Source organism: [Actinomadura] parvosata subsp. kistnae, assembly GCF_900323885.1.
Lineage (GTDB): Bacteria > Actinomycetota > Actinomycetes > Streptosporangiales > Streptosporangiaceae > Nonomuraea > Nonomuraea composti.
This window is the reverse complement of the sequence record NZ_OOHJ01000008.1, coordinates 192,025-216,066: the sequence shown is the minus strand read 5'-3', so window position 1 is coordinate 216,066 and position 24,042 is coordinate 192,025. Positions and strand designations below refer to the sequence as shown.

The 24,042-nt window shown below is 72.4% G+C and carries 24 protein-coding genes; 14 read left to right on the top strand and 10 right to left on the bottom strand.

What is annotated here, in order from left to right; translation table 11 throughout:
• Window positions 1–142 precede the first annotated feature (142 nt).
• A complete protein-coding gene (locus KIS93_RS09230; RefSeq protein ID WP_080040638.1) occupies window positions 143–1,012 on the top strand; it encodes a LysR family transcriptional regulator in 870 nt (289 codons plus the stop codon).
• Window positions 1,013–1,089: 77 nt separating this feature from the next.
• Here KIS93_RS09230 and KIS93_RS09225 read toward each other — a convergent pair whose 3' ends face one another.
• The 3 genes from KIS93_RS09225 to KIS93_RS09215 form a co-directional block, all read right to left on the bottom strand.
• Window positions 1,090–2,436, bottom strand: coding sequence for a sensor histidine kinase (locus KIS93_RS09225; protein ID WP_080040637.1), 1,347 nt, complete (start codon window positions 2,434–2,436; stop codon window positions 1,090–1,092).
• Complete coding sequence (locus KIS93_RS09220) at window positions 2,429–3,103, bottom strand: response regulator transcription factor (RefSeq protein ID WP_080040636.1); 675 nt, start codon at window positions 3,101–3,103, stop codon at window positions 2,429–2,431. Before KIS93_RS09220 ends, KIS93_RS09225 begins: the two co-directional genes overlap by 8 nt.
• 235 nt (window positions 3,104–3,338) lie before the next feature.
• Window positions 3,339–4,310, bottom strand: a complete 972-nt coding sequence (locus KIS93_RS09215) for an AraC-like ligand-binding domain-containing protein (RefSeq protein WP_186404042.1) — start codon at window positions 4,308–4,310, stop codon at window positions 3,339–3,341.
• Between the two features lie 112 nt (window positions 4,311–4,422).
• On the opposite strand from KIS93_RS09215, the gene KIS93_RS09210 reads away from it, so the two are divergent.
• The 3 genes from KIS93_RS09210 (at window position 4,423) to KIS93_RS09200 (ending at window position 7,552) form a co-directional block, all read left to right on the top strand.
• Window positions 4,423–5,604, top strand: a complete 1,182-nt coding sequence (locus KIS93_RS09210) for a LolA family protein (protein ID WP_080040634.1) — start codon at window positions 4,423–4,425, stop codon at window positions 5,602–5,604.
• Window positions 5,605–5,724: 120 nt separating this feature from the next.
• On the top strand, window positions 5,725–6,585 hold the full coding sequence (locus KIS93_RS09205) for an ABC transporter ATP-binding protein (RefSeq protein ID WP_246005237.1): 861 nt from the start codon (window positions 5,725–5,727) through the stop codon (window positions 6,583–6,585).
• A complete protein-coding gene (locus tag KIS93_RS09200; protein ID WP_080040632.1) occupies window positions 6,572–7,552 on the top strand; it encodes an ABC transporter permease in 981 nt (326 codons plus the stop codon). Before KIS93_RS09205 ends, KIS93_RS09200 begins: the two co-directional genes overlap by 14 nt.
• A gap of 137 nt (window positions 7,553–7,689) precedes the next feature.
• Here the strand turns inward: KIS93_RS09200 and KIS93_RS09195 are convergent, their stop codons facing one another.
• Complete coding sequence (locus tag KIS93_RS09195; RefSeq protein WP_080040631.1) at window positions 7,690–8,418, bottom strand: YcnI family copper-binding membrane protein; 729 nt, start codon at window positions 8,416–8,418, stop codon at window positions 7,690–7,692.
• 266 nt (window positions 8,419–8,684) lie between these two features.
• Between KIS93_RS09195 and KIS93_RS09190 the strand changes: the two genes are divergently transcribed.
• The 4 genes from KIS93_RS09190 (at window position 8,685) to KIS93_RS09175 (ending at window position 11,314) form a co-directional block, all read left to right on the top strand.
• Window positions 8,685–8,987, top strand: coding sequence for a hypothetical protein (locus KIS93_RS09190; protein WP_186404041.1), 303 nt, complete (start codon window positions 8,685–8,687; stop codon window positions 8,985–8,987).
• Window positions 8,988–9,134: 147 nt separating this feature from the next.
• Window positions 9,135–9,608, top strand: coding sequence for a hypothetical protein (locus KIS93_RS09185; RefSeq protein WP_230466363.1), 474 nt, complete (start codon window positions 9,135–9,137; stop codon window positions 9,606–9,608).
• A gap of 142 nt (window positions 9,609–9,750) precedes the next feature.
• Window positions 9,751–10,341, top strand: a complete 591-nt coding sequence (locus tag KIS93_RS09180) for an RNA polymerase sigma factor (RefSeq protein ID WP_222107361.1) — start codon at window positions 9,751–9,753, stop codon at window positions 10,339–10,341.
• The gene (locus KIS93_RS09175; protein WP_080040629.1) at window positions 10,334–11,314 is read left to right on the top strand and encodes a CU044_5270 family protein; all 981 of its coding nucleotides are present in this window, start codon (window positions 10,334–10,336) and stop codon (window positions 11,312–11,314) included. Before KIS93_RS09180 ends, KIS93_RS09175 begins: the two co-directional genes overlap by 8 nt.
• Before the next feature lie 20 nt (window positions 11,315–11,334).
• Here KIS93_RS09175 and KIS93_RS09170 read toward each other — a convergent pair whose 3' ends face one another.
• From KIS93_RS09170 to KIS93_RS09160, 3 genes are read right to left on the bottom strand one after another with little or no spacing between them, the layout of a single operon-like run.
• Window positions 11,335–12,081, bottom strand: coding sequence for an ABC transporter ATP-binding protein (locus tag KIS93_RS09170; RefSeq protein ID WP_080040628.1), 747 nt, complete (start codon window positions 12,079–12,081; stop codon window positions 11,335–11,337).
• 3 nt (window positions 12,082–12,084) lie between these two features.
• Window positions 12,085–12,873, bottom strand: a complete 789-nt coding sequence (locus KIS93_RS09165) for an ABC transporter permease (RefSeq protein WP_080040627.1) — start codon at window positions 12,871–12,873, stop codon at window positions 12,085–12,087.
• The gene (locus KIS93_RS09160; RefSeq protein WP_230466362.1) at window positions 12,866–13,768 is read right to left on the bottom strand and encodes an ABC transporter permease; all 903 of its coding nucleotides are present in this window, start codon (window positions 13,766–13,768) and stop codon (window positions 12,866–12,868) included. Before KIS93_RS09160 ends, KIS93_RS09165 begins: the two co-directional genes overlap by 8 nt.
• 117 nt (window positions 13,769–13,885) lie before the next feature.
• On the opposite strand from KIS93_RS09160, the gene KIS93_RS09155 reads away from it, so the two are divergent.
• The 4 genes from KIS93_RS09155 to KIS93_RS09140 all read left to right on the top strand — a co-directional run bounded on the left by KIS93_RS09155 (window position 13,886) and on the right by KIS93_RS09140 (window position 17,488).
• Entirely contained in the window at window positions 13,886–14,863 is a 978-nt protein-coding gene (locus tag KIS93_RS09155) for an alpha/beta hydrolase (protein ID WP_186404040.1), read from the top strand.
• Window positions 14,864–14,952: 89 nt separating this feature from the next.
• Complete coding sequence (locus KIS93_RS09150) at window positions 14,953–15,789, top strand: siderophore-interacting protein (RefSeq protein ID WP_080040626.1); 837 nt, start codon at window positions 14,953–14,955, stop codon at window positions 15,787–15,789.
• A 122-nt stretch (window positions 15,790–15,911) separates the two neighbouring features.
• Window positions 15,912–17,216 carry a serine/threonine-protein kinase gene (locus KIS93_RS09145; RefSeq protein WP_186404039.1) on the top strand — a complete coding sequence of 435 codons (1,305 nt, stop codon included), beginning with the start codon at window positions 15,912–15,914 and terminating at the stop codon, window positions 17,214–17,216.
• Window positions 17,213–17,488 (top strand): hypothetical protein, encoded by a 276-nt coding sequence (locus tag KIS93_RS09140; protein WP_186404038.1) that lies wholly within the window; start codon window positions 17,213–17,215, stop codon window positions 17,486–17,488. The genes KIS93_RS09145 and KIS93_RS09140 overlap by 4 nt, the downstream gene beginning before the upstream one ends.
• 532 nt (window positions 17,489–18,020) lie before the next feature.
• On the opposite strand, the gene aceA is transcribed toward KIS93_RS09140, so the two are convergent.
• Window positions 18,021–19,307 carry an isocitrate lyase gene (aceA, locus tag KIS93_RS09135; RefSeq protein WP_080040624.1) on the bottom strand — a complete coding sequence of 429 codons (1,287 nt, stop codon included), beginning with the start codon at window positions 19,305–19,307 and terminating at the stop codon, window positions 18,021–18,023.
• 267 nt (window positions 19,308–19,574) lie between these two features.
• On the opposite strand from aceA, the gene KIS93_RS09130 reads away from it, so the two are divergent.
• Window positions 19,575–21,047, top strand: coding sequence for a helix-turn-helix transcriptional regulator (locus KIS93_RS09130; protein ID WP_080040623.1), 1,473 nt, complete (start codon window positions 19,575–19,577; stop codon window positions 21,045–21,047).
• Between the two features lie 101 nt (window positions 21,048–21,148).
• Here KIS93_RS09130 and KIS93_RS09125 read toward each other — a convergent pair whose 3' ends face one another.
• Together KIS93_RS09125 and KIS93_RS09120 are read right to left on the bottom strand one after the other, a co-directional pair.
• Window positions 21,149–22,033, bottom strand: coding sequence for a diacylglycerol/lipid kinase family protein (locus KIS93_RS09125; protein ID WP_080040622.1), 885 nt, complete (start codon window positions 22,031–22,033; stop codon window positions 21,149–21,151).
• Window positions 22,034–22,079: 46 nt separating this feature from the next.
• A complete protein-coding gene (locus tag KIS93_RS09120) occupies window positions 22,080–22,730 on the bottom strand; it encodes a MerR family transcriptional regulator (protein ID WP_186404037.1) in 651 nt (216 codons plus the stop codon).
• Between the two features lie 114 nt (window positions 22,731–22,844).
• On the opposite strand from KIS93_RS09120, the gene KIS93_RS09115 reads away from it, so the two are divergent.
• Window positions 22,845–23,876: an aldo/keto reductase gene (locus tag KIS93_RS09115; protein ID WP_080040620.1), complete on the top strand. Its 1,032-nt coding sequence runs from the start codon at window positions 22,845–22,847 to the stop codon at window positions 23,874–23,876.
• Window positions 23,877–24,042 lie beyond the last annotated feature (166 nt).

Sequence of the window (24,042 nt, the reverse complement as noted above, 5' to 3'; positions counted from 1 at the left end):
CCCTTGCCAAATTTGGGGCAAAAGCATACTGATTTATCACCCGTCACGGATGTAGCGGTGCTCGGTTACAGTCCGAAATCATTCGAGGTGATCTCCGCTATCTCCCGGTCCGGGCGGCGGGCGTTGTCCTAGCTTCTTTTGCATGAATCTCCAGCAGCTCCGCTATGTGGTCGCGACTGCGGAGCACCGCACCATGACCGACGCGGCCAGGTCGCTCTATATCGCGCAGCCTGCGCTGTCCCGCGCGATCCGCGATCTCGAGCGCGAGCTCGGCATGACGTTGTTCGCCCGTTCCGGGCGCGGGGTGGTCGTCACCGCGCAAGGACGCCGGGTGGTCAAGCTGGCGAGGGAGGCACTCGACGCGGTTCACGAGATCGAGGGCCTGGCCAACCAGACCGTACCCACCGACGCGGAGCTCCGTATCGCGTCCACCCCCAGCCTCGAGCCCGGTCTCGCGGGGCGGCTGCTGCCCGCCTACGCGGCCGAGCATCCAGGTGTGCGCGTGCACATCGTGCGCTGCGACGGCCGCGACGGCGTCGTCAGCGCCATCAGGGACCAGCGGGCCGACCTCGGCCTCACGGACCTGCCCGTGCCCACCGACCTCATCACCCACCCCCTCGAACGCCAGGAGATCGTCCTGATCTCCCCGCCCGGCCTCGAGCTGCCCAACCCCGTACCGATGGGCAGGCTGCACGGCATGCGCCTGGCACTCCCCGCCCGCGGCAGCATGCGGCGCAGGGAGCTCGACGCGATGTTCGGCAAGTACGCCGTCACCCCGGTGGTCGTGCTCGAGACCGACGAACGCAACGGCTGGCTCAACGCGGTCCGCGCCGGGCAGGCGTCGCTGCTGTGGTACCGCGGCATGGCCGAGCAGGCCGGGCGCGCGGGCCTGGTGGTGCGCTCGCTCGACCCCGCCGTGCGGCGCGTCATCGCCGTCGTGCACGCCCGCCGCCGCCTGCCGCTCATCGCCCAGGACTTCCTGGCCACCGCGGAGAAGGGAACCGCCGCCTGACCTTTTGGGAACGATCCATTTCCTGTCTCATGCCGGACGATCCGTTCCTCTCGCACGCATGATCCGGGGTAAGGGGGTCAGCCGGCCGCCGGAAGGCGGACGACGGCCCGCAGCCCCGGCTCCGCGTCCTCCAGCACCACCGTGCCCCCGTGGGCCCGCACGGTCTCGCGGACGATGGCCAGCCCCAGCCCCGCCCCGCCCTCGTCGCGGCTGCGCCCGGAGTCGAGCCGGGTGAAGCGGTTGAAGACCCGCTCGCGATCCTGCTCGGGAATGCCGGGGCCGTCGTCGGTGACGGTCAGCACGCCGTCGGCGGTCAGCGTCACCTCCACCTTCGAGGAGGTGTGGCGGACCGCGTTGTCCATGAGGTTCGTCAGCACCCGGCTCAGGTCGAGCGCGTCGCCGCGGACCACCACCGGGTCGCAGACGGTGAGCCGGGCCTCGGCGTAACGGTCCACCGTCTGGCGCACCACCTCGTCGAGGTCGACGGGCTCGCGCCGGGCGGGCACGCCGCCGCGCTCGTCCAGCCTGGCCAGCGCGAGCAGGTCCTCGGCCAGCCGGGACAGCCGCATGGTGTCCTCCAGGACGCCCTCGGCCGTCTCCTGCCAGTCCTGCCCGTCGGGATGGCCCAGCGCCACTTCGAGCTGCAGCCTGATGCTGGCCAGCGGGCTGCGCAGCTCGTGCGCGGCGTCGGAGACCAGCGCGCGCTGGCGCTGCTCGGCCTCCTCCAGGCGGGCCAGCATGTCGTTGAGCGTGAGGGCCAGCGCGTGTACCTCGTCGCGCGACTGCGGCACCGGCAGCCGCCGCGACCTGGCGGTGTGCGTGATCTCGGCCGCGCCCCTGCGCAGCGCCGCGATCGGGTGCAGGGTACGGCCGATCATCAGCCAGCTCGCCACCGCCAGCAGCACGACCAGCGCGGGCGTGCCCACCAGCAGCACCCGCCCGGCCGTGGCGAGGCTGGTCTGGATCTCGCTGATGGGCCGCGCCGCCACCACCGTCTGCCCGTGGTCCGCGCTGAGCACGACGACGCGCAGGAACCCCGGGACCGCGTACGGCCGGCCGTCCATCAGCGTCGCCTGCCCGCTCTTCAGCACGCGGGCCCTGGCCCCGGCGTCCAGCAGCGGCACGAGCCGGTCGGCGCCGTACGTGACGTGCGTGATGCGCCCCCGCTCGTCGATGACCTGCACGATCGTGCCGTCGTGCGTGGTGATCGGGCTGGTCAGCGTGCCCGCGTCGGCCGCGACCCGGACCGTCTGGGCCTGCGCCCTGGTGGACTCGTCCACGGTGTCCATCAGGGCCCGCTCCAGCACCGTCACCAGCACCGCCGCCGACAGGGCCAGCGCCAGGGCCAGCACCGCGGCGGCCGCCGCCGTGAGCCGGAAACGCAGTCCCTGCCGCCGCCACCAGACCAGCGGCGACTCAGCCACCGTCGCCCGCCAGCCGGTAGCCGGCGCCGCGCACGGTCTGCAACGCGTTCCTGCCGAACGGGGCGTCGATCTTGCGCCGCAGGTAGCCGACGTACACCTCGACCACGTTCGGATCGGTGTCGAAGGTGTCCCACACGTGCTCCAGGATCTCCGACTTCGACACCACCTCGTCCCGCCGCCGCATCAGGTACTCCAGCAGCGCGAACTCCCGCGGCGTCAGCTCGATCGCGCTCTGCCCGCGCTCCACCCGGCGTCTGGCCGGGTCCAGCGACAGGTCCCCCGCCACGAGCACCGACGGCCGCCGGCCCGCGTCGCGCCGCATCAGCGCCCGCAGCCGGGCCACCAGCACCACGTACGAGAACGGTTTGGTCAGGTAGTCGTCGGCGCCCAGGTCGAGCCCGTCGGCCATGTCGTACTCGCCGTCCTTGGCCGAGAGCATCAGGATCGGCACCCAGTTCTCCTCGGCCCGCAACTGCTTGCACACGTTGTAGCCGGACAGCCTGGGCAGCATGATGTCCAGCACCACCACGTCGTAGTCGCCCTGCCGGGCGGCGTGCAGCCCCTCCTCGCCGTCGTGCGCGAGATCCACGGCGAACCCCTCCGCCTGCAGCCCCCGCTGCAACGCGGCCGCCATCCGCCGCTCGTCCTCGACGACAAGTACTCTCATGCGGCAATTCTCCCGTCCTCGCGCTGAGACAACGCTGAGAGAGCTGAGAGTCATCTCAGTGAGCCGCGTCCATCACCCCCCGAGGCAGCCCCATCATGCCTCGGGGGGTGATGCGCACCCCATGAGCCCCTGCCCGCACGCCGGTGCTCGCCCCGGCCCGGGCCGCCGCGCGCGGAAGACTCTAACGACGCCGCGCGGGGCGGTCATTGACGCTCGGCGCGCACCCGGTTGACCCTCAGCGCACCCGGTGTGCGGCGTCGCGCCGGTACTCGCCGGGCGGCATCCCGTACGCCGACCTGAACACCCGGCTGAAGGTGGCCGGGTCCTCGAACCCCCAGCGCGCGCCCAGCTCCGCGACGGGTGTGCCGGCCAGCAGGGGGTCCTCCAGGTCGGCGCGGCACCGCTCCAGCCGCTCGTGCCGGACGTACTCGCCGATCGTGCGGCCCTCGGCCTCGAAGATCCGGTGCAGGTAGCGCACCGAGATGTTGCAGGCCGCCGCGATCGAGGACGGCGTGAGCCCCGGCCGGCCGAGGTGCCGCCGCACGTGCTCCTTGACCTCACGGACCAGCGCCTGCCGGCGCGTCTCCGCCGGCACCGCGCCGCCCGCCCCGGCCGCGCCGGCCAGCCAGATCGTGGCCAGCTCCACCGCCACCGCGCCCAGCGAGCCGCTCTCCTCCGGCCCCAGGGCCGGACCCTCCCGGACGAGGCCGCGCATGAACCCGGCGAGCAGCGCCGCCGAGCCCCGGTCGGCGGGCAGCGGCCGGACCACGTGATCGCGCAACCGCTGCTCGGGCAGGGGCAGCGCGCCCCGCGGGAACTGCAGCATGATCATGTGGGTGAGGCCGCGCCCGCTGCGGGAGCCGACGTCGAACGGCCGCGACGTGTCCGTCAGCACCAGGTCGCCCGGCGAGACGTGCGCGTACGAGCGCCCCTGCTCGACCTGCAACGAGCCCGAGCACACCAGCGTCACCCACCACTGCTCCGGGTCGGAGCGGCGGATCAGCGGCGCGGTGCGCACCGAGCGCTGCTCGGCGTAGCTCGGCGCGGCGAGCGTGACCTCGCCCAGCGGCGCGATCGTGATGGCCGCGCGGAAGTCGGCGGCCTGCTCGCTGCTGAGCTCGGTGGGAACGAGCTGCCGCGCCGTCAGGTCGCACCACCACTGGAAACGCTCGGCGGCCGGGACGTCGGTGCTGCGTAACTCGATCACTTTCGCCACCAGGGGAAACGAGGCCGGGCTGAGAGCTGTCTCAGATTGTCTCAGGGTTGCCACAGGAACGATGACGCAGGCTCTGAGCATCGACATACCGTTAAGGAGTGAAATGCGCAGAGGCACGTTCGTGAGGTGGGGAGTCCCGATCGCGGCAGCCGCCGTGATCGGAGCCGCGATCGGCGCCGGCCCCGTCATCGCCGCGGTCAGCGGCGACCCCGTGCTGCCGGAGCGTTCGGCCGAGCAGTTGCTCGCCGACGCCGTGGCGGCCACCAGCAAGCAGGCCGGCCCGCCGCCGATGTCCGGCACGGTGCAGCAGACGGCCTCGCTCGGCCTGCCGGCGCTGCCGCAGCTGGGCGGCGGCACCACGCCGCTGAGCCTGCTGTCCGGCTCGCACGAGGTGAAGGTCTGGTACGGCGCGAGCGACAAGCTCCGCGTGGCCATGCCGACCCAGCTGAACGAGACCAACCTGATCGTGAACGGCGGCCAGGCCTGGTACTGGGACAGCGCCACCAACACCGCCACCAAGCTGACCATCAAGGAAGGCGCCCGCGGCCCGGCGCACGCCACGCCGCTGCCGCAAGAGACCGAGCTGACGCCGCAGCAGCTCGCCCAGCGGCTGCTGGCCAGCGCCGACGAGCACACCGCCGTCCGCGTGATCAACACGGCGGAGGTGGCGGGCCGCCCGGTCTACCAGCTCGTGCTGGCCCCCAAGGAGGAGAGCTCCCTGGTGCAGGAGATCCGGATCGCCCTCGACGGCGAGACGTACGTCCCGCTCCAGGTCCAGGTGTACGCCAAGGGCTCGGCCGAGCCGGCGTACCAGGTCGGGTTCACGCAGGTGACGTTCACGCCGCCGGCGGCCGAGAACTTCACCTTTACCCCGCCCGCGGGCGCCAAGGTGGAGGAGCGCACGATCGGGCTGAACGACGACGACGCCAAGGCGGAGCAGCGCGCCGAGCACGCCCGGCAGGTCGCGGGCGACGTGAAGGTGGTCGGCGAGGGCTGGTCGGCGGTCGCGGTCGTGCCGTTCTCCCCTGCGGACCTGGCCAAGGCCCAGCAGCCCGGCGCGTCCGAGGGTGAAGGCGACCGGGCCGGCGACCGGGGCGGTCAGGGCGGCGACCCGGCCGCCCTGATCGACAGCGTGCTCAAGTCCGCCACCCCCGTCAGCGGCACGTGGGGCTCCGGCAAGCTGATCAGGACCAAGCTCGTCACGGCCCTGCTCACCGACGACGGCCGGCTCCTGGTCGGCGCCGTCACCCCGGAGGAGATCACCAAGGCGGCGGGCGTCAAGTGACCACCGTCACGCAGGAAGCGGGGCGCCCTTCGGGGCGGCCCGCCCTCCGGGGACCAGGCGGCGGACGCGGCGATCCGCACCCGGGGGCTGACCAAGCGTTTCAAGGGCGGCCAGGTCGCCGTGGACAAGCTGGACCTGACCGTGCCGCGCGGCTCGGTGTTCGGCTTCCTCGGGCCCAACGGCTCGGGCAAGACGACCACGATCCGCATGCTGCTCGGCCTGGTGGCGCCCACCGAAGGCGAGTACTCCGTGCTCGGGCTGCCGCTGGCCCAGGCCCTGCCGAAGGTGGGGGCGGTGGTCGAGGGGCCGGCCTTCTACCCGTACCTGTCGGGCGCGGCCAACCTGATGCGCTTCGACGCCGCCGACCCGGCCGCGCACGGCGCCACCGCCAGGCGGCGCGTCGCCGACGCGCTGGAGCGGGTCGGCCTGTCGGCCGCCGCCGGCAAGCGGTACCGCAACTACTCGCTCGGCATGCGCCAGCGCCTGGCCATCGCGGCCGCGCTGCTGGGGCCGCGCGAGCTGCTCGTCCTGGACGAGCCGACCAACGGGCTCGACCCGCAGGGCACCCGCGAGGTGCGCACGCTGGTCAAGGAGATCGCGGCCGAGGGCACCACCGTGTTCGTCTCCTCGCACCTGCTGGCCGAGGTCGAGCAGATGTGCACGCACGCCGCGATCATGCGGACCGGCAAGCTGGTCGCGCAGGGCACGATCGCCTCGCTCAGCGGCGGCCTGGTCACCCGCATCAAGGTGGAGACGCCCGACCCCGACGACGCCGCCCGCGTGCTGACCTCGCTCGGCCTGGCCGACGTGCGCGCCGACGGCCGCGAGGTCACGGCGGAGCTGGGCGGGCACGCGCCCGAGCGGATCAACGCCGCGCTCGTGGGGGAGGGCGTGTCCGTACGGGGGCTGGCCGTGGTGCGGCCGAGCCTGGAGGACGTGTTCGTGGGACTGACAGGGGAGGGCTTCGATGTCGACGCCTGAAGACACGGCCGCGGGGGCGGGGACGCTGACGGACACGACCGGGCCGCGCCGCACGCCGGGGCTGGTGCCGGTGACGGAGACCCTGCGCACGGTCGAACGCCACGAGCCCGCACCCGAGCCCCCGGCGACGGCGGGGCCGGGCACGCGGCCGGTGCGCGCGTTCTGGCGGCTGCTCGGCTCCGAGCTGGGCCTGACCTTCCGCCGCCCGCGCAACCTCGTCATGCTGGCCGTACTGGGCGTCGTGCCGGTGATCGTGGGCGTCGCGCTGCGCACGTTCGGCGGCGCCGACGACGACATGACCGGCCTCGTCCAGGACGTGGCGGGCAACAGCCTCATGCTGACGTTCGTCTCGTTCTCGTTCCTGGTGCTGCTGCTGATGCCGGTGGCCGTGAGCGTCGTGGCGGGCGACTCGGTCGCGGGGGAGGCCGGCGGCGGCACGCTGCGCTACCTGCTGGCCGCGCCGGCCGGCCGCACCCGGCTGCTGGCGGTCAAGTACCTCAACGCCGTCGTCTACGCCTACGCGGTGACGGCCGTGGTCGCGCTGTCGGCGCTGGTGACGGGCCTGGTGCTGTTCCCGGCGGGGGACGTGACGCTGCTGTCCGGCACCACGGCCACGCTGGCCGACGGGCTGGTCCGGATCGCGATCTCCGTCGGGTACGTCGGCGCGGGCATGGCGGCGCTGGCCGCGGTCGCGCTGGCGCTGTCGGTGTTCACCGAGGTGTCCATCGGGGCCATCGCGGGGACCGTGGTGCTGGTCATCGTCTGCCAGGTGCTGCGGGCCATCCCCGAGCTGGGCTCGATCGCGCCGTACCTGCTGCCGACCAGGTTCACCAACTTCGACGCGGTGCTGCGCAGCCCGATCGACGTGGCCGCGCTGCGCGACGGGCTGCTGACGTTCGGGGCGTACATCGTGCTGTTCGGCTCGATCGCGTGGGCGCGCTTCTCCGGCAAGGACATCACGTCCTGACGCGGCCGGAAGCACGGGCCCGCGCCTCCTGGGAGGCGGCGGGCCCGCGCGCGGTGCTCGGGAGGTCAGGCGGCGGGCCCGCGGGCTCGTGGCTTCGGAGGTCAGGCGGCGGGCCCGCGGGCTTGCGGCTTCCGAGGTCAGGCGGACGGGCGGCGGCGCAGGCCGAGGACGCCGATCACGACGCCGATGACGCCGACCACCAGCCCGGCCCCGCCGAGCAGGCGGGCGGTGCCGTCGGACGACGAGGCGGCGGCCACCGGCGTCACCGACGGCGTGGCGGGCCCCGTGGGCGAGCCGGTGGGCGACGCGCTCGTGTGCGCCGTGCTGCCCTCAGCGGCGGCGGGCACCAGCTTGAGCAGCGGCGCCGGGTGCTCGGCCTCCGTGCCGTCGGACTTGGGGGCCTCCGACCAGTCGACGACCTCGCCGCCGGAGTAGGTCTGCTTGGTCGGGAACATCAGCGAGTCGACGTCCTTGGGCAGCTGCCCCATGGACACCTCGAACTCCTGGAACTCCCCGGGATTGATCTTTCCGCCCTCCCAGACGACCTTGGTGACGGCCTCGTCGAGGTCGCCGTACTCGGTCTTGACCGGCGCGGGCAGCTTGCTCTCGGTGACCTTGACCTGCCACCCGGGCACGGGCTTGACGGAGACGAAGGCCAGCGGGTGGTCGGTGGGGAAGGACACCTCGATCTTGGTGGTCGAGGCGTTGTCGCGCTCGTTCGGCACGCGGAAGGCGACCTTGGTGAACCCGCCCTGCTCGGCGGTGCCCGGCTGGATGGTGACGTGGGCCAGCGCGGGCAGGGCCAGGCCGGCGGTGAGCGCGGCGGTGGCGGCGAGCACGGTCGCCGCACGGCGGACGAAGGACATGTCGAAGCTCCACTTGGGTGATGGGGATGAAAAAGGGGTGTCAGAAGGTCAGGCGGGAAGTGGAGGACCACGCCTGGCCAGGCTGTGCCGGAACCCCGGTTGCGGCGGCACCACCCTGGTGCGGACGACGGGCGCGCCGGGCCGCGACACGGGCACGGCGGCGGGCAGAGCAGGACGACGAGCCGGCGGCCGACGCGGCGCAGCAGCGACCACAGGGCGGCCTCGCCGCGTGACAGCCACAGGCCGGTGACGACCGTGGCGGTGAGGTGCGTGAGCAGCATGCCGGCGTTGACGGCCAGGCCGCCCTGGGCGTGCCCGTGCACCGAGACGTAGGAGGCGCCCTCGCCGGCGAACAGCTCGTGCAGCCCGAGCTGCGCCCCGACCAGCACGAGGTTGATCGTGCCCGCCGAGCGCTCCCTGCCGCACAAGGCCAGCCCGAGCGCGGACACGCCCGCGAGCCCGAGCGCGGCGGTCTGCGGCGCGGGCGCGGCACCGCCGCCGAGCACGTGGGCGAGCGCGGCCAGGGTCACGCAGACGGCGGCGAAGGCGGCCGTCCGCGCGAGCCGTAGGGGAAGTCGCGCACGCATGGGTGTGCCCCATGCTCTCACGGGGCAAGGGGAGATGAGACCTCGAGTCCCAAGCTGCTCAATGCCTGGTCCGAAAATGGCATTTGTCGCTAGGGTCGTGCCGATCGCGCTGACATAGAGGTGAGAACGTTGCGGCACTTAGGTGGTTTGCTGATCGGCCTGGTGGTGACGGCGGCCGTGCTCGGAGGCGGCGGATGGGCGGTGCAGCAGGCCGCCGCGAACGCCGCGGCGAACCCACCCGACAGCCAGCGGATGTGGATCGCCCTCGGCGCGATGGCCGCCGTCGGGCTCGTCGTGGGGCTCGTCATGGCCGGCCGGATCTCCCCGCTGGCGACTTTCGTGCCGTCCCTGGTGCTGCTGGCCTGGACGGTCGTGTACGCGCTCGACACGAACCGGGCGCTCTCCCTGATCCCGGCGGAGCCCTCGATCAACCGGATCCTGCTCGAAGCCGGCACCGGCGCCAAGACCCTCCTCACGACCGGCGTGTACGCCCTGCTCGGCGTGGCCCTGTTCATCCCCGTACTGATGCCCTCGCGGTGGTCGCGCCGCGACGACGAGCTCGACGAGGACTACGAGAACAGCCCTGAGGGCAGCTACTACTGACCCTCGCGAAGACCTCGGCACGGCCGTCTCCCTTCCGGGAGGCGGCCGTACGCATGTGACGCAGGTCACACTCGAAAGCGCGAACTCCTGCCGGTCCTGCGGGCGAAAGCCAGCGAACACACCGTACGGACGGGAGCGACATGTGACCGACGAAGTGCCAGGCGGACCCGCCGACTCCGAGCTCATCCGGCGGTCCGAGCAGGTCCCTGAGCTCTTCGCGGAGCTCTTCGACCGACACGCGGCCGCCCTGCGGCGCTACGTCGCGAGGAGGCTCGGGGACTCGCTGGCCGACGACGTCGTCTCCGACGCGTTCCTGACCGCGTTCCGGCGCCGCCGCCACTACGACACGGGCCATCCCGACGCCCGCCCCTGGTTGTACGGCATCGCCGCCAAGCTCATCCAGCGCCACCGCCGCGTCGAGGTCCGGCTCTACCGGGCCCTGGCCCGCACCGGCGTGGACGAGCTGACCGAGCCGTACGCCGACCGGATCGACGACCGCGTGGCGGCGGAGCAGGCGGGCCTGGCCGCCGCGCTGGCGGACCTGCCCGCCGCCGACCGCGAGGTGCTGTTACTCGTGGCCTGGGCCGACATGACGTACGAGGACGTGGCCCGCGCGCTGAGCATCCCCGTCGGAACGGTCCGCTCCCGCCTGCACCGGGCCAGGGCCAGGACCCGCCGCGCGCTCGGCGGCAGCGACCCCACCACGGCACGAGAGGAGTCCTTGGATGGATGACCTGCGTTCCCTTCGCGAGCTGCGTGCCGTGGTGCCGGAGCCCGACGAGGTCTGGCTGGCCCAGGGCCGGCGCCGGCTGCTGCGCCGGATGCGCGGGCACGGGCGCGGGCGCCGGTTCGGCCGCGCGCTCCTGCTGGCCGGCGCGCTGGGCACGGCCGCGGCGGTCGCGCTGGTGGCGGTCAGGCCGCAGGAGCCCGTGCCGCCTGTCGCGCCGAGCCAGTCGCCGATCGTCCAGCTCGACGCGGACGCGGTGCTGGCCCGCGCCGCCGACACGGTGGGCCGGCGCAAGGCGGCCGGGGTGCCGCGGCCGACGCAGTGGCAGTACACCAAGAGCCTGGACAAGCAGCCCAACGGCGACACGGTCGAGACCAGGGAGCAGTGGATGCGCTACGACGGCAAGCAGACCGCCGCCTTCGGCGAGGACGGCCGCCTGGCGGTCAGGGACGTCCCGCCCGACCCGGGCGACGACGACCTGTCGCCGCAGCAGTACGACCAGAAGCTGCGCGAGCTGCCCACCGACCCGAAGAAGCTGCTGGCCAAGGTGACCAAGGACCGGCACTGGATCGACTACCCGAGGGAGGAGGGCGTCCCGCACGTCGTCGCCCCCGACGCGGACCGCGCCTACGGCGTGATCATGCTCTACCTCAGCCGGTACGGCGTCATGCCGCCCGAGCTGGAGTCGGCGCTGTTCCAGGCGCTGGCGCTGATCCCCGGCGTCCGGATCGAGCAGGGCGTCACCGACGCGGCCGGCCGCAGCGGGCTGGGCGTCTGGCGCGACACCGGCAGGGACGACCCCTCCCGCCGCTACCGGATCCTTGACCCGCGGACCTACCGGTACCTGGGTGAGCGGACGGTCTGGCTGCGTGACGAGCACCTCGGCGGCGACCCCGAGCCCGCCTTCAGGAAGGGCTCGGTGTGGCTCACCGCCCTGGTGACGTCGACGATCGTGGACCGGCCCGGCGAGCGCGGCTGACGCGCCCGCCGGCGGGGCCGTTACGAGGCGCTGCCCGTGTAGAGGCGGGTGACGACCTCCTCGATCGACGACTGCTCAGGCGCCGTGGCCATCAGGTCGTCGAGGGTGCCGTCGAAGGCCAGCCGCCCGTGGTCGATCAGCATCACCCGGCGGCACAGGCGCTCGATGTCGCCGAGGTCGTGCGTGGTCAGCAGCACGGTGGTGCCCCGCTCGGCGTTCACCCGCAGCAGGAAGTCGCGGATGCTGGCCTTGCTGACCACGTCGAGCCCGATCGTCGGCTCGTCGAGCACCAGCACGTCGGGCGCGTGCAGCAGCGCCGCCGCCAGGTCGCCGCGCATGCGCTGGCCGAGGCTGAGCTGCCGCACCGGCGTGCGCAGGAACGCGCCCAGGTCGAGCGTGCCGGTCAGCTCGTCGAGCCGGGCGGCGAAGGCGGCGCGGTCGATCCGGTAGAGGTGCCGGATCAGCTCGAAGCTGTCGCGCAGCGGCAGGTCCCACCACAGCGTCGTCCGCTGCCCGAACACGACCCCGATGCGCCGCGCCAGCGTCGTGCGGCGGCGCGAGGGGTCGAGGCCCGCCACCCTGACGGTGCCCGAGGTGGGGGTCAGGATGCCGCACAACATCTTGATCGTGGTGGACTTGCCCGCGCCGTTGGGGCCGAGGTAGCCGACGAACTCGCCCGCCGACACGGTGAACGACAGGTTCTGGACGGCGTGGACGACGCTCCGCTTCACCTTGAACGAGCGGCCCGCCCGGTCAAGCTCGATCATTGCTCAACTCCCCGTGGATCGGTAGTGCCGGAGGCCCTGCCGCCAGACGAGCGCGGCCGACAGGGCGAGGACCAGCGCGGCGGCCGGTCCGAGGAAGCGCATGAACCCGGGCGTGCCGAACGGGTCGGCCCGGTCCAGCACGTACAGGCCGGGCTGCCAGTTGACGAACGCCAGCGGCAGCACGTACGTCACGCCCTTGACCAGGTCGCGGGTGTAGACGCTGAACGGGTACTGGGTGAGCTGGCTGCCGCCGTACGTCAGGGTGTTGACCACCTCCGGCGCGTCGGTCAGCAGGAACTGCAGCGCCCCGGCGATCGTCCACAGCGAGGCGAAGATGACGATGCCGGTCAGCACCATGACCGGGATCATCCACGCGCGCTCCCAGCCGATGCCGAGCGCGGAGACGGCGTAGCCGAGCACGAGCCCGGCCTGGAGGATGCGCCCGATCCGGGTGGCCATGAAGCGGTCGGCGGCGAGCTGGATCCACGCGCCGACCGGCCGGATCAGGAACGTGTCGAGGGTGCCGGCCTTGATGTGCGTGCTGACCCGGTCGAGGTTGCTGACGAAGGTGTCGCAGATGGTGAAGGCCAGGTTGGCGGCCCCGTACAGGAACAGCACCTCCTCGCGGGAGAAGCCGGCCAGGGTGGTGGTGTTGGCGAAGATGATCAGGATGACGGCGACGTCGATCGCGGCGATGGCGAAGCCGAGCACGGTCATCATCGCGAACGACACCGGGTACGCCGCAGCGGCCCTGGTCCAGGTCCACAGCAGCAGGAAGTACGTCCTAGCCACCCTGGATCACCACCTTGTGGCGGATCGCCCTGGTGCCGAGCGCGCCGAGGCCGAGCAGGACCGCGGCCCAGAGCGCCTGGACGGCGAGCGTGTCGGCCACGGCGGCGGTGCCGAGGTAGAGGTCGGTGGGCAGCTGCACCATCGCGGCCCACGGCAGCACCATGACCAGGTCGCCGAACCAGCCGGGGAACAGGTGCAGCGGCACCATCATGCCGCTGAAGAACGTGCTCAGGACCATCGACAGGACGGTGACGCCCCGGTCGTCGAGCAGCCAGCAGACCGACAGCGCGACCAGGTAGCGCCAGCCGAAGCTGACGATCACGGCGAGCGCGAAGCCGGTGAGGAACGCCGCCCACTGGCCGGGGCGGGTGGGGACGCTGATGCCGAAGAGCAGGGCGCCGAGCAGCATGGGCGGGATGCCGCGCACCAGGAACAGGTAGGCGGCCCTGCCGACGTCCTCGGCGAGCGTCCACAGCTGCAGCGAGGCGGGGCGGACCAGGTCGAGCGCGATGTCGCCGCTGCGGATGCGCTCGGGGATGGTCAGGCCGCCGCCGAAGAGCTGCATCGGCCCGATGAAGGCCTGGGTGACGAAGCAGAAGGTGATGGCGTCGGTGATGTCGTAGCCGGCCAGGCCCGGGCGGGCCTGCCAGACCGCGATGAGCGTGTACGCGCGCAGGATGCCGAAGACGCTGTTGGTGAACGCTCCGGCGAGCGCGCCACGGACGTAGGTGGCGTGCTTGCGGAAACCGTACCGGACGAGCCGGGCATAGAGCGGAAAGGTTTTGCACCTCCAGGGTGTGAGGGCACGGTCACGGACCGTGCCCGGACCCGCGCACGGGTCTGCCGACGGGAAAGACGCGATTATCCGGCGCGGGCCCGGCGCTCCGCAACGCAATAAACGCCCGCCGCCACCCTCCCGTCACCGTGCCGAAATATCCCCGCAAGGGATGAGTTACTTACTGGCCGGTAGGGACCGGGCGTGGCGGGAAGAAATCACCTGAAAGGGGGCGGTATGCGAGTCGACCAGGACGTGACACCCGAGTATCCCCTGAGCTGGCAGGCCAGGGCGCTGACCGGCCTCCTGCGCGGCACCGTGAAACCGGCCTCCAGCCTGCTGCTGCGCCATCCGCTGGCCCTGGCCGGGGCCGCCCGCCTGGGAGACCTCGCCCGGCTGGTCAACGTCCCGCATCCCGCGCACGTCGCGGTGGTGCCCGCGACCTTCTCCGCGTGCGGCGGCGAGTGGGTGCGCGGCGGGCAGGGGCTCGACGAGCGCAAGGTCGTGCTGTACTTCCACGGCGGCGGCTACTTCTCGTGCTCGCCGCGCACCCACCGGCCGATCACGTGGCGGCTGTCGGTGGCGGCCGGGCGGCCGGTCCTCGCGCTCGACTACCGGCAGGGGCCGGTGCACCGGCTGGCCGACTCGCTCGCCGACGCGCTGGACGCCTACGACTGCCTGCTGCGGCGCGGGCACGAGCCCCAGGACGTGATCCTCGCGGGCGACTCCGCGGGCGGCCACCTCACGCTGGCGACCCTGCTGGCGCTGCGCGACCGCGGCCTGCCGCTGCCGGCGGCGGCCATCTGCCTGTCGCCATGGGCCGACCTCACCGACGTGCCGCGCCGGGCCAACCGCTGGCAGGACCCCATGCTGCCGGCCGGCCGGGTGCGCTGGCTGGCCCGCCGGTGGACCTCCGGCCTCGACCCGTGGGACCCGCTCGTCTCGCCCGTGCACGGCGACTTCACCGGCCTGCCGCCGCTGATGATCGTGACCGGCTCGACGGAGGTGCTGCGCGACGAGGCGTGGCGGGTGGCGCAGCGGGCGCGGCTGGCGGGGGTGCCGGTCCGCTACGAGGAGTGGCCCCGCATGCCGCACGTCTTCCCGATCCTGGCCGACGTGGTGCCCGAGGCGCGGCTGGCGTTCCGGCACATCCGGCAGTTCCTCGGTGCGGTGGCGGCGATGCCGGAGTCGATGGGGGACTCGGCCGCCGCGTGAATTTACCTGCCCCGTTTAGGGGCATGGGTTTACGGTAGAAGGAACGGGAGGTGTAAGGTTAGGTATACCTAACTCAGGGGGACTGTTCCATGGCTGACAAGCATGCGGATCACCACCGGGGTGTCGTCCAGCGGACCGAGCGCATCTCCCGCCACATGGTCCGGGTGGTCATGGGCGGTGACGGGCTGGCGGACTTCGCCACCAGAGGGCTCACCGATCATTACGTGAAGCTGGTTTTTCCGTGCGAGGGGGTCGAGTACCCGCAGCCGTTCAGCGTGAAAGCCTGCCGTGAGACGCTGCCGCGCGAGGTCTGGCCCAAGCTGCGCACCTATACCGTACGAGCTTGGGACCCCTACAGTCACGAGCTCACCCTCGACTTCGTCGTGCACGGCGACGAGGGCTTGGCCGGCCCGTGGGCCGCGCACGCCCGGCCCGGCGACGAGCTGCTGATCCTCGGCCCCGGCGGCGGCTACGCGCCCGACCCTGACGCGGACTGGCACCTGCTCGTCGGCGACGAGAGCGCGCTGCCCGCCATCGCGGCCTCCCTGGAGGCGCTGCCCGACGGCGTGCCCGCCCGCGTCCTCATCGAGGTCGACGGGCCGCAGGACGAGCTGAAGCTCGAAACGGCCGCCGACGCCCACATCAGGTGGGTCTACCGGGGCGGCAGCCCCGTCGGCGAGCGGCTCGTGGCCGCCGTCCGCGAGCTCGACTTCCCCGACGGCGACGTGCACGCCTTCGTGCACGGCGAGGCCGGCTTCGTCAAGGAGCTGCGCCACCACCTGCGCCTGGAGCGGGGCATCCCCCTCGACCGGCTGTCCATCTCCGGCTACTGGCGGCTCGGCGCCGACGACGAGACGTGGCGCCAGGTCAAGGGCGAGTGGAACCGCCAGGTCGAGGCCGAGGAAGCCGCCGCGATCGCGTCCTGACTTACCTCGCAGGCACGACCCCCTTTCCTTCCATACCCCTTTCGTTAGACATGCGGAAAGCCCGCCCTGGATGCCCTCACAGTGTTGCCTTGCCATGACACTGTCAGGAGGGGCGGGACCGGATGGCGCGTGGTGCGAGCGAGCTGCCGCCCGGCGTGCGGCCGCTCACGGTGGGGGACCCGGCCGTCATCGGCCGCTACCCGCTCCTCGGCCGCCTCGGAACGGGCGGGATGGGCGTGGTGTATTTGGCCGAGCACCCTCAGGGTGGCCTGGTCGCGCTCAAGACGCCGCAGGCGGTGCATCTCCACGATGCCACGCTGCGGGCGCGCTTCGCAGAGGAAGTCGCTTTCTCGCGAAGAATACTCCCGTTCTGTACGGCGGCGGTCGTCGAGGACGGCACCGACGGGGACCGGCCCTACCTCGTCACCGAGTACCTTCCCGGGCCGTCGCTCTCCCAGGTCGTCGCGGCCACCGGCCCGCTCCCGCCGCGCCTCGCCCAGGGCGTCGCGCTCGGGGTCGCGGCGGCGCTGGTGGCCGTGCACGAGGCCGGGCTCGTGCACCGCGACCTCAAACCGGGCAACGTGCTGCTGTCCCCTCATGGGCCGCGCGTCATCGACTTCGGCATCGCCCGCGACGTCGACACCCTCGCCGCCCACACCCAGGCCGGGCAGGTCATGGGCAGCCCCGGGTGGGTGGCGCCCGAACGGCTGACCGGCGCGGCCGCGCTGCCCGCCTCCGACGTCTTCGCCTGGGGATGCCTCGTGGCCTTCGCCGCCGCGGGGCGGCATCCGTTCGGGGACGGGGAGCCGGACGTGCTGACGCGGCGGATCCTGTTCGACCCGCCTCGCGTCGAGGGTGTGCCCGCTCAGCTCCGGGCCGCCGTCTCGGCCGCCCTCGCCAAGAACCCGGCCGACCGGCCCCGGGCCGCCGACCTGCTGCGGGCGCTGCTGGCGGCGGCCGGCGCCGGGTCTCCTCGGGAGTTGCGGCCGGCGGTGGAGGAGGTGCTGGGGGAGATCTGGACGCCCGTCCCTCACCCGGCCGGGGGCGGGCTGGCCCGTCTCGTACGTACGGAGGAGGCCGCCGGGCGGCGCCGGGGGAAGGGCAGGAGGAGGCGGGCGGAGGGCCGGGGGATGGTGCGGCGGGGGCGCGGGCGAAAGACAGGGCCGGGTCGCGGGCGAGGTCGCGGGCGCAGCTTTCGCAGGCCAGTTTCGCGGCCCTGGCCACGGTCTCCATCGCGGCCATCACGGTCGTCGCCGCCTCGGGCGGGGACGGGCCGGGCGGCGGCTCGCTGCTGCCGGGGGACCCGTCCGTCACGCGGTCCTCGTCCAGTGCCGCTGTGCCCACCGTGCGGCCCTCGGCCGTCACCAGCGGGAACGCGCCTCCCGTGCGGCTGGCCACGAGGACGGCGCGGCCCACGGTGTTCGTGACGCGGACGCGGACGAAGGGGCCCGTCGTCGTCCTGACGCCCTCGGGGGAGCGGCGCGGCACGTTCCGCGTCACGGAGAGCAGCGGCCCCGGCGGCGGGGAGGGGTGCGTGACTCCGGCGGGGCGCAGGCGGGGGAACGTTGTGGCCGGGCTCGACTGCCCGCGGCCGACGGGCACGGTCAGCCCGATCCCGCAGGACGGGCCGGGGGAGTCGCCGATCCCGTCCGCCACGCCCTCGGACACCCCGCCGACGACCGGCACCGCCACTCCCTGACGCGCTCCTGGAAGTGGCGGGGCCGCCGTCAGCCGGGACCTAAGGAGCCGCCGGCGCACGCGGACGGTCTTCCGGCGGCCCGCACGCGGACGGCCGCCGGCGGGCTGGTCGTCGCACAGACGGCCGCCGGCCTCGCAGGCAGCCGGGTGGCGGCGGTCGGGACGGCCGCCGGCCGGAGGGCCGTCGGCGGGGCGGCGGGGCGGGCACGGCAACGTGGAGCGAGGTGTCGCAAGGCGCCTCCTGACACGAGCGATGGTGCTGCTGCCAGTGTGACCCGGCGGCATCGCCGCAGGCTGTGCCCTCGGTGACAGGCACTTCCGCCGAAAACGGACGGGTGGGAGGAGCGGTGGCGGGGGTGCGTGGCGTCGGCGTGCGTGGATTGGGCGTGCGTGGGTTGGGCGTGCGTGGGTTGGGCGTGCGTGGGTTGGGCGGGCCGCGCCGGTGCTGGGTTACCGGCGCGGCCCGCTTTCGCCGGGGGAACCTTCCCATGCCCTGGAGGTGGCCGGCGAGTTCGAACGAACCTCAGCGGTTCTCAGTGGTGGAACTGCTCTTCCTCGGTCGAGCCCTTGAGCGCGGTCGTCGAGGAGTCGGGCGCGACGGCGGTGGAGACGAGGTCGAAGTAGCCGGTGCCGACCTCGCGCTGGTGCCGGGTGGCGGTGTAGCCGCGCGACTCGGCGGCGAACTCGCGCTCCTGGAGGTCCACGTACGCGGTCATCCCGTCGCTGGCGTACCCCTGGGCGAGGTCGAACATCGAGTAGTTGAGCGAGTGGAACCCGGCGAGCGTGATGAACTGGAACTTGTACCCCATGTGCCCCAGCTCGCGCTGGAACTTGGCGATGGTGGAGTCGTCGAGGTGCTTCTTCCAGTTGAACGACGGCGAGCAGTTGTAGGCGAGCATCTGGTCGGGGTACTCGGCCTTGATCGCCTCGGCGAACGCGCGGGCCACGTCGAGGTCGGGCGTGCCGGTCTCCATCCAGAGCAGGTCGGAGTACGGCGCGTAGGCCAGGCCGCGCGCGACGCACGCCTCCAGCCCGTTCCTGACCCGGTAGAAGCCTTCGGCGGTGCGGTCGCCGGTGACGAACGCCTGGTCGCGCGGGTCCACGTCGCTGGTCAGGAGCGTCGCGGCCTGGGCGTCGGTCCGCGCGATGATCAGTGAGGGGACTCCGGCGACGTCCGCGGCGAGGCGGGCGGCGTTCAGGGTCTTGACGTGCTGGCCGGTCGGGATGAGCACCTTGCCGCCGAGGTGGCCGCACTTCTTCTCGGAGGCGAGCTGGTCCTCCCAGTGCACGCCCGCGGCGCCGGCCGCGATCATGCCCTTCATCAGCTCGAACGCGTTGAGCACGCCGCCGAAGCCGGCCTCCGCGTCGGCCACGATGGGCGCCAGCCAGTGGGGGGCGTCACTGTCACCCTCGGACCAGGTGATCTGGTCGGCGCGCAGCAGCGCGTTGTTGATGCGGCGCACAACGGCGGGCACGGAGTTGGCCGGGTAAAGGCTCTGGTCGGGGTAGGTGTGGCCGCCCAGGTTCGCATCCGCGGCCACCTGCCAGCCGGACAGGTAGATGGCCTTCAGCCCGGCCTTCACCTGCTGCACCGCCTGGTTGCCGGTCAGCGCGCCGAGGGCGTTGACGTAATCCTCGGTGTGCAGGAGCTGCCACAGCCGCTCGGCGCCCAGCCGGGCCAGCGTGTGCTCCTCCTGGACGCTGCCGCGCAACCGGATCACGTCCTCGGCGCTGTAGGTGCGCTCGATGCCCTCCCAGCGAGGGTCGTTGTCCCATTCGTCCTGCAGCTGCTCGGCAGCTCCCTTGAGGCGATCGTTCATTGTTCACTCCCTTGTCGTCCCCTGGGCTCACGCCGAGTCTCTGCCCTGGCCGCCCCCACCAAACAGCCCGAAGTGGCCAGAAGAATCGCGAATCTTCCGCTCGCGTACATTACTGATGGGTATTCATCAGTGAAGAAATCGCAACTTTTACCGTTGGCCTAGACCAATCCCGCGCGCGGAACGCCCCTCGCGGCGGCTCGCCCGGGACACGGACCCGTGGCGCCGGAAGGCTAGAAAATGGGCCGAATTTCTGTCTAAGATCCTGACATGGCCTCCTTGCTAGGCGAAGAACCGCTGTCTTTGACGCAGGAGCTTGATCTGATCGCGTTTGGCCAGCGCCTGCGCCACCTGCGCAAACAACGCGGCCTGACGCTGTCGGACCTCGGCTCGCGCGTCGGCAGGGCGCCCAGCCAGCTCTCCCTGCTCGAGAACGGCAAGCGCGAGCCCAAGCTCTCCCTCCTCAAGTCGCTGGCGACCGCTCTCGGCGTCCCCGTCGAGGAACTGCTGCGCCGCCAGCCGCCCAACCGCCGCGCCCAGCTGGAGATCGCGCTGGAAGAGGCCCAGCGCGACCCCGTCTACGCCGGGCTCGGCCTGCCCCGGCTGAAGGTCTCCGCCCGCGTGCCGAACGACGTCCTGGAGCACCTGCTCGGCCTGTACGGCGAGCTGCGCGCCCGCCAGGCCCGCGGCACCGCCACCCCCGAGGAGGCCCGGGTCGCCAACGCCGAGCTGCGGCGCAGGCAGCGGGAGGTGGGCAACTACTTCCCCGACATCGAGAAGGCCGCCGCCCAGGCGCTGGAGGCGGTCGGCTACCGCACCGGGGCCCTCTCGCAGAGCACGATCCAGAGCCTGGTCACCCACTTCGGCTACACCGTGCACACGGCACAAGACCTGCCGCGCTCCGTCCGTTCCATCACCGACCTGCGCCACCGCCGCATCTACGTCAAGCACGAGCAGCTCGGCATGCACACGCCGCGCACGATCCTGCTCCAGACGCTCGGGCACCTCGCGCTCGGCCACGACAAGCCCCGCGACTTCGCCGACTTCCTGCGCCAGCGCACCGAGGCCAACTACTTCGCCGCCGCCGTCCTCGTCCCCGAGAAGGCCGCCGCGCTCTACCTCCAGGAGGCCAAGTCCGACCGGGCGCTGTCGGTGGAGGACCTGCGCGACGTGTTCGCCGTGTCGTACGAGATGGCCGCGCACCGCTTCACGAACCTCGCCACCCACCACCTGGGCCTGGTCTGCCACTTCGTGCGCAACGACGCCGGCGGCACCATCTACAAGGCGTACGAGAACGACGGCATCGTCTTCCCCGCCGACGAGCAGGGCGCCATCGAGGGGCAGCGGATGTGCCTGCAGTGGTCGGGGCGGCAGGTGTTCGCCTCACCCGACCGGTTCTCCGTCTACTACCAGTACTCCGACTCGCCCACCGGCACGTACTTCTGCGTGGCGCACGTCGATCCCTCCCGCGAGCGGGACTTCGCGATCACGCTGGGGGTGCCGTACAAGGAATCGCGCTGGTTCAGGGGGCGGGAGACCACCCACCGCACCAAGTCCGGCTGCCCGAACGGCGACTGCTGCCGCCGGCCGCCCGCCGAGCTGGCCGAGCGCTGGGAGGGGTACGCCTGGCCGTCGGCCCGCGCCAACTCGCACGTGCTGGCCGCGCTGCCGCCCGGCTCGTTCCCCGGCGTGGACGAGGCCGACGTGTACACGTTCCTGGAACGACACGCCACCGCGACCTGAGCCCGGCACGTCCTTCTCGGCTCAGCGCTGGGCTGCTCGGTTCAGCGCTGGGCTTCTCGGTTCAGCGCTGGGCTTCTCGGTTCAGCGCTGGGCTTCTCGGTTCAGCGGTCGGGTGGGAGGCAGAGGGTCAGCGCGCCCGCGGCGATCTCGGCCTTGAACCGGTCGGTGAGCCCGCGCTCGCCGCCGTCGAGCTCGTACCGTAACGGGCGTCCGAAGCGGGCCGACACCTTCCTGGCGCGCGAGACCCGCACGAGCGGCGAGCCGTCGGAGCGGCCCGCGGCCATCCTGGCGAGCACCCGCGCCCACTGCACCGGCCCCTTCGCGGTGGTGATGCCCACTTCGAGCCAGCCGTCGTCCGGCCGGGCGTCGTCGAACGCCTCCACGCCGGCCGCGATCGTGCTCACGTTGCCCAGCAGCAGGCAGCTCGCCCGGCCCTCGAACCAGGTCGCCCCGTCCAGCTTGATCTTCATCGGCACCCGCGGCCCGCTCACGTGCCGCACCGCCGCCCTGAAGTAGCTGAGCTTGCCGAGCCGCCGCTTGGCCCGGCCGTCGACGTCGGCGATCATCTCGGCCTCGAACCCGGCGCCGGCCATCACCGCGAAGTGCTCGCCGTTCACGATGCCCAGGTCCAGCTTCTCCTGCCGCCCGTGGAAGCCGATGCGCACGGCCTCGTCCAGGTCGGCGGGGATGCCGAGGTTGGTGGCGAACAGGTTCGCGGTGCCGGCGGGCAGGATGGCCATCGGCACGCCCGAGCCGGCCATGGCGTCGGCGCAGCGCTGCACCATCCCGTCGCCGCCCCAGACGAACACCAGCTCGGCGCCCTCGTCGAGCGCCTTGCGCACCTTCTTGCCGGCCTTCTTGCTCTTGGACACCTCATACCAGAGCAGCTCGCCGACGTCCTGCTCGCTGATGAGCACGCGGAGCGCGTCCAGGCCCGCGCCTAACGTCTTCTTGCGATGTGCCACGACGGCCACGGTGGGGGGCATGCGAACCTGGCTACCCACGGCGCGCCCGGATACGCCTGGACCGGGATCATCCTGGGGCGTCGCGCGGATCAGTCGAGGGGGCGTCGCTGTAGGCGACGTCCTCGTGGGCGAACCTGCGCAGCGCGCTGAAGACGACGTCGCCGAGCGCCGTCCACACCACGGCGGTCTCGAGGATCGCCTCGGGCTCGGCGCCCCGGGTGAGCCGGCCCAGCTCCGCCTCGGCGACCTCGCGGGCCGCCTTCGCGTAGACCTCCAGCAGCTCGATCTGGTCGGTCTTGCCGAGCCGGTGCAGGGTGGCCAGCGCGGAGGCCAGCGTCAGCCTGGCCGGGTTGGACGGGCGCACCTTCCAGCCGAGCCGCTCGATCAGCGCCTCGGTCTCCTCCTCGGCGGCCCGCCAGGCGTCGTCCTTGACCACCTTGGGGGTGACGGACATGGCGAACTGCGCCTTGCCGGCCTGGTCGATGACGCTCATGCCGGGCGTGTCCATCTTCTCCAGGACGTCGCGGGTCGCCGCCACGCTCAGCCCGCCGACCTCCAGCAGCGCCCGCACCAGCCGTAGCCTGCGGACGTGCTCCTCGGTGTACTGGGCCTGGTTGTAGCTGGTGCGCTCGCCGGGGGACAGGAGACCTTCGCGCAGGTAGTACTTGATCGTCGGGACGGGCACGTCGGCCCTGCGGCTCAGCTCCGCGATGCGCATGGTCTCCCCTTCCGCCCAACTCGTACCCACGAGCCGGCCCTTGCCAACCCGCCGAAAAGGATAGTAGACAGTTCTCGTATCCATTTTTCGACCCAGTCTCGGGAGTTGATCGTAATGGACCACCGACCGCTCGGCCGGACCGGCGTCAAGGTCAGCCCGCTCTGCCTCGGCGGGATGATGTTCGGCCGGTGGGGCGACAACGGCCCCGACGAGACGGCGAAGCTGATCACGCGGGCCCTCGACGCCGGCGTCAACGTCATCGACACCGCCGACGTCTACTCCGCAGGTGAGTCGGAGGAGCTGATCGGGCGCTTCCTGGCCGAGAACGGCCTGCGCGACGAGGTCGTGCTGGCCACGAAGGTGCACGGCAAGATGGGCGAGGGCCCCAACCGCGGCGGCAACAGCCGCGCCTGGATCATGCGGGCCGTCGACGACAGCCTGCGGCGGCTCCGTACCGACCACATCGACCTCTACCAGATCCACCGGCCCGACCCCTCGGTCGACATCGACGAGACGCTGGGCGCCCTGACCGACCTCGTACGCGCCGGCAAGGTGCGTTACATCGGCTGCTCCACCTTCCCCGCCCACCAGGTCGTCGAGGCCCACTGGGCGGCCGAGCGGCGGCAGCGGGAACGCTTCGCCACCGAGCAGCCTCCCTACTCGATCCTGGCCCGCGCGGTCGAGGCCGACCTCCTGCCGGTGTGTCAGCGGTACGGCATGGGCGTGCTGGCGTGGAGCCCGCTGGCGGGCGGCTGGCTGTCGGGCCGCTACCGCGAGGGCGCCGAGCTGCCCCGCAGCAGGCGCGCCGCCCTCCTGCCCGCCCGCTACGACATGGAGCTGGAGGCCAACCGGCGCAAGCTCGCCGCCGCCGAGCGGCTGGCCGTGCTGGCCGAGCAGGCGGGGATGTCGCTGGTGCAGCTCGCGCTGCAGTTCGTCATGCGGCACCCGGCCGTCACGTCGGCCATCATCGGGCCGCGCACGATCGAGCACCTCGACAGCCACCTGCGGGCCCTCGACGTCCGGCTGACACCCGACGTGCTCGACGCGATCGACGAGATCGTGCCGCCCGGCCTGACGATCAACCCGGCCGACACCGGTTGGCGCCCGCCCGAGCTGCTCGACCCCGCCCTGCGCAGCCGCCCGTAGCCCTTGCGCGCCCCGGGGAGCGAGTATGGCAATCCTGGATAGTGGAAAGTGCTACTCTCGATCCGAGCCTCGTCATCGAAGGAGAGATGATGTTCGCCACCATCGGCCGCTTCGCCGTCAGGCGACGAACGTGGGTGTTCGTGGCCGTGATCCTGTTCGTCGTCCT

Excerpts from the sequence above, each read along its gene's own strand:
- KIS93_RS09125 (WP_080040622.1), bottom strand. The coding sequence starts at position 22,033 with ATGCCCCCCACCGTGGCCGTCGTGGCACATCGCAAGAAGACGTTAGGC.
- KIS93_RS09150 (WP_080040626.1), top strand. The coding sequence starts at position 14,953 with ATGGCTGACAAGCATGCGGATCACCACCGGGGTGTCGTCCAGCGGACC.
- KIS93_RS09120 (WP_186404037.1), bottom strand. The coding sequence starts at position 22,730 with ATGCGCATCGCGGAGCTGAGCCGCAGGGCCGACGTGCCCGTCCCGACG.
- KIS93_RS09155 (WP_186404040.1), top strand. The coding sequence starts at position 13,886 with ATGCGAGTCGACCAGGACGTGACACCCGAGTATCCCCTGAGCTGGCAG.
- KIS93_RS09130 (WP_080040623.1), top strand. The coding sequence starts at position 19,575 with ATGGCCTCCTTGCTAGGCGAAGAACCGCTGTCTTTGACGCAGGAGCTT.
- KIS93_RS09220 (WP_080040636.1), bottom strand. The coding sequence starts at position 3,103 with ATGAGAGTACTTGTCGTCGAGGACGAGCGGCGGATGGCGGCCGCGTTG.
- KIS93_RS09170 (WP_080040628.1), bottom strand. The coding sequence starts at position 12,081 with ATGATCGAGCTTGACCGGGCGGGCCGCTCGTTCAAGGTGAAGCGGAGC.
- KIS93_RS09175 (WP_080040629.1), top strand. The coding sequence starts at position 10,334 with ATGGATGACCTGCGTTCCCTTCGCGAGCTGCGTGCCGTGGTGCCGGAG.
- KIS93_RS09230 (WP_080040638.1), top strand. The coding sequence starts at position 143 with ATGAATCTCCAGCAGCTCCGCTATGTGGTCGCGACTGCGGAGCACCGC.
- aceA (WP_080040624.1), bottom strand. The coding sequence starts at position 19,307 with ATGAACGATCGCCTCAAGGGAGCTGCCGAGCAGCTGCAGGACGAATGG.
- KIS93_RS09195 (WP_080040631.1), bottom strand. The coding sequence starts at position 8,418 with ATGTCCTTCGTCCGCCGTGCGGCGACCGTGCTCGCCGCCACCGCCGCG.
- KIS93_RS09210 (WP_080040634.1), top strand. The coding sequence starts at position 4,423 with ATGCGCAGAGGCACGTTCGTGAGGTGGGGAGTCCCGATCGCGGCAGCC.
- KIS93_RS09200 (WP_080040632.1), top strand. The coding sequence starts at position 6,572 with ATGTCGACGCCTGAAGACACGGCCGCGGGGGCGGGGACGCTGACGGAC.
- KIS93_RS09145 (WP_186404039.1), top strand. The coding sequence starts at position 15,912 with ATGGCGCGTGGTGCGAGCGAGCTGCCGCCCGGCGTGCGGCCGCTCACG.
- KIS93_RS09115 (WP_080040620.1), top strand. The coding sequence starts at position 22,845 with ATGGACCACCGACCGCTCGGCCGGACCGGCGTCAAGGTCAGCCCGCTC.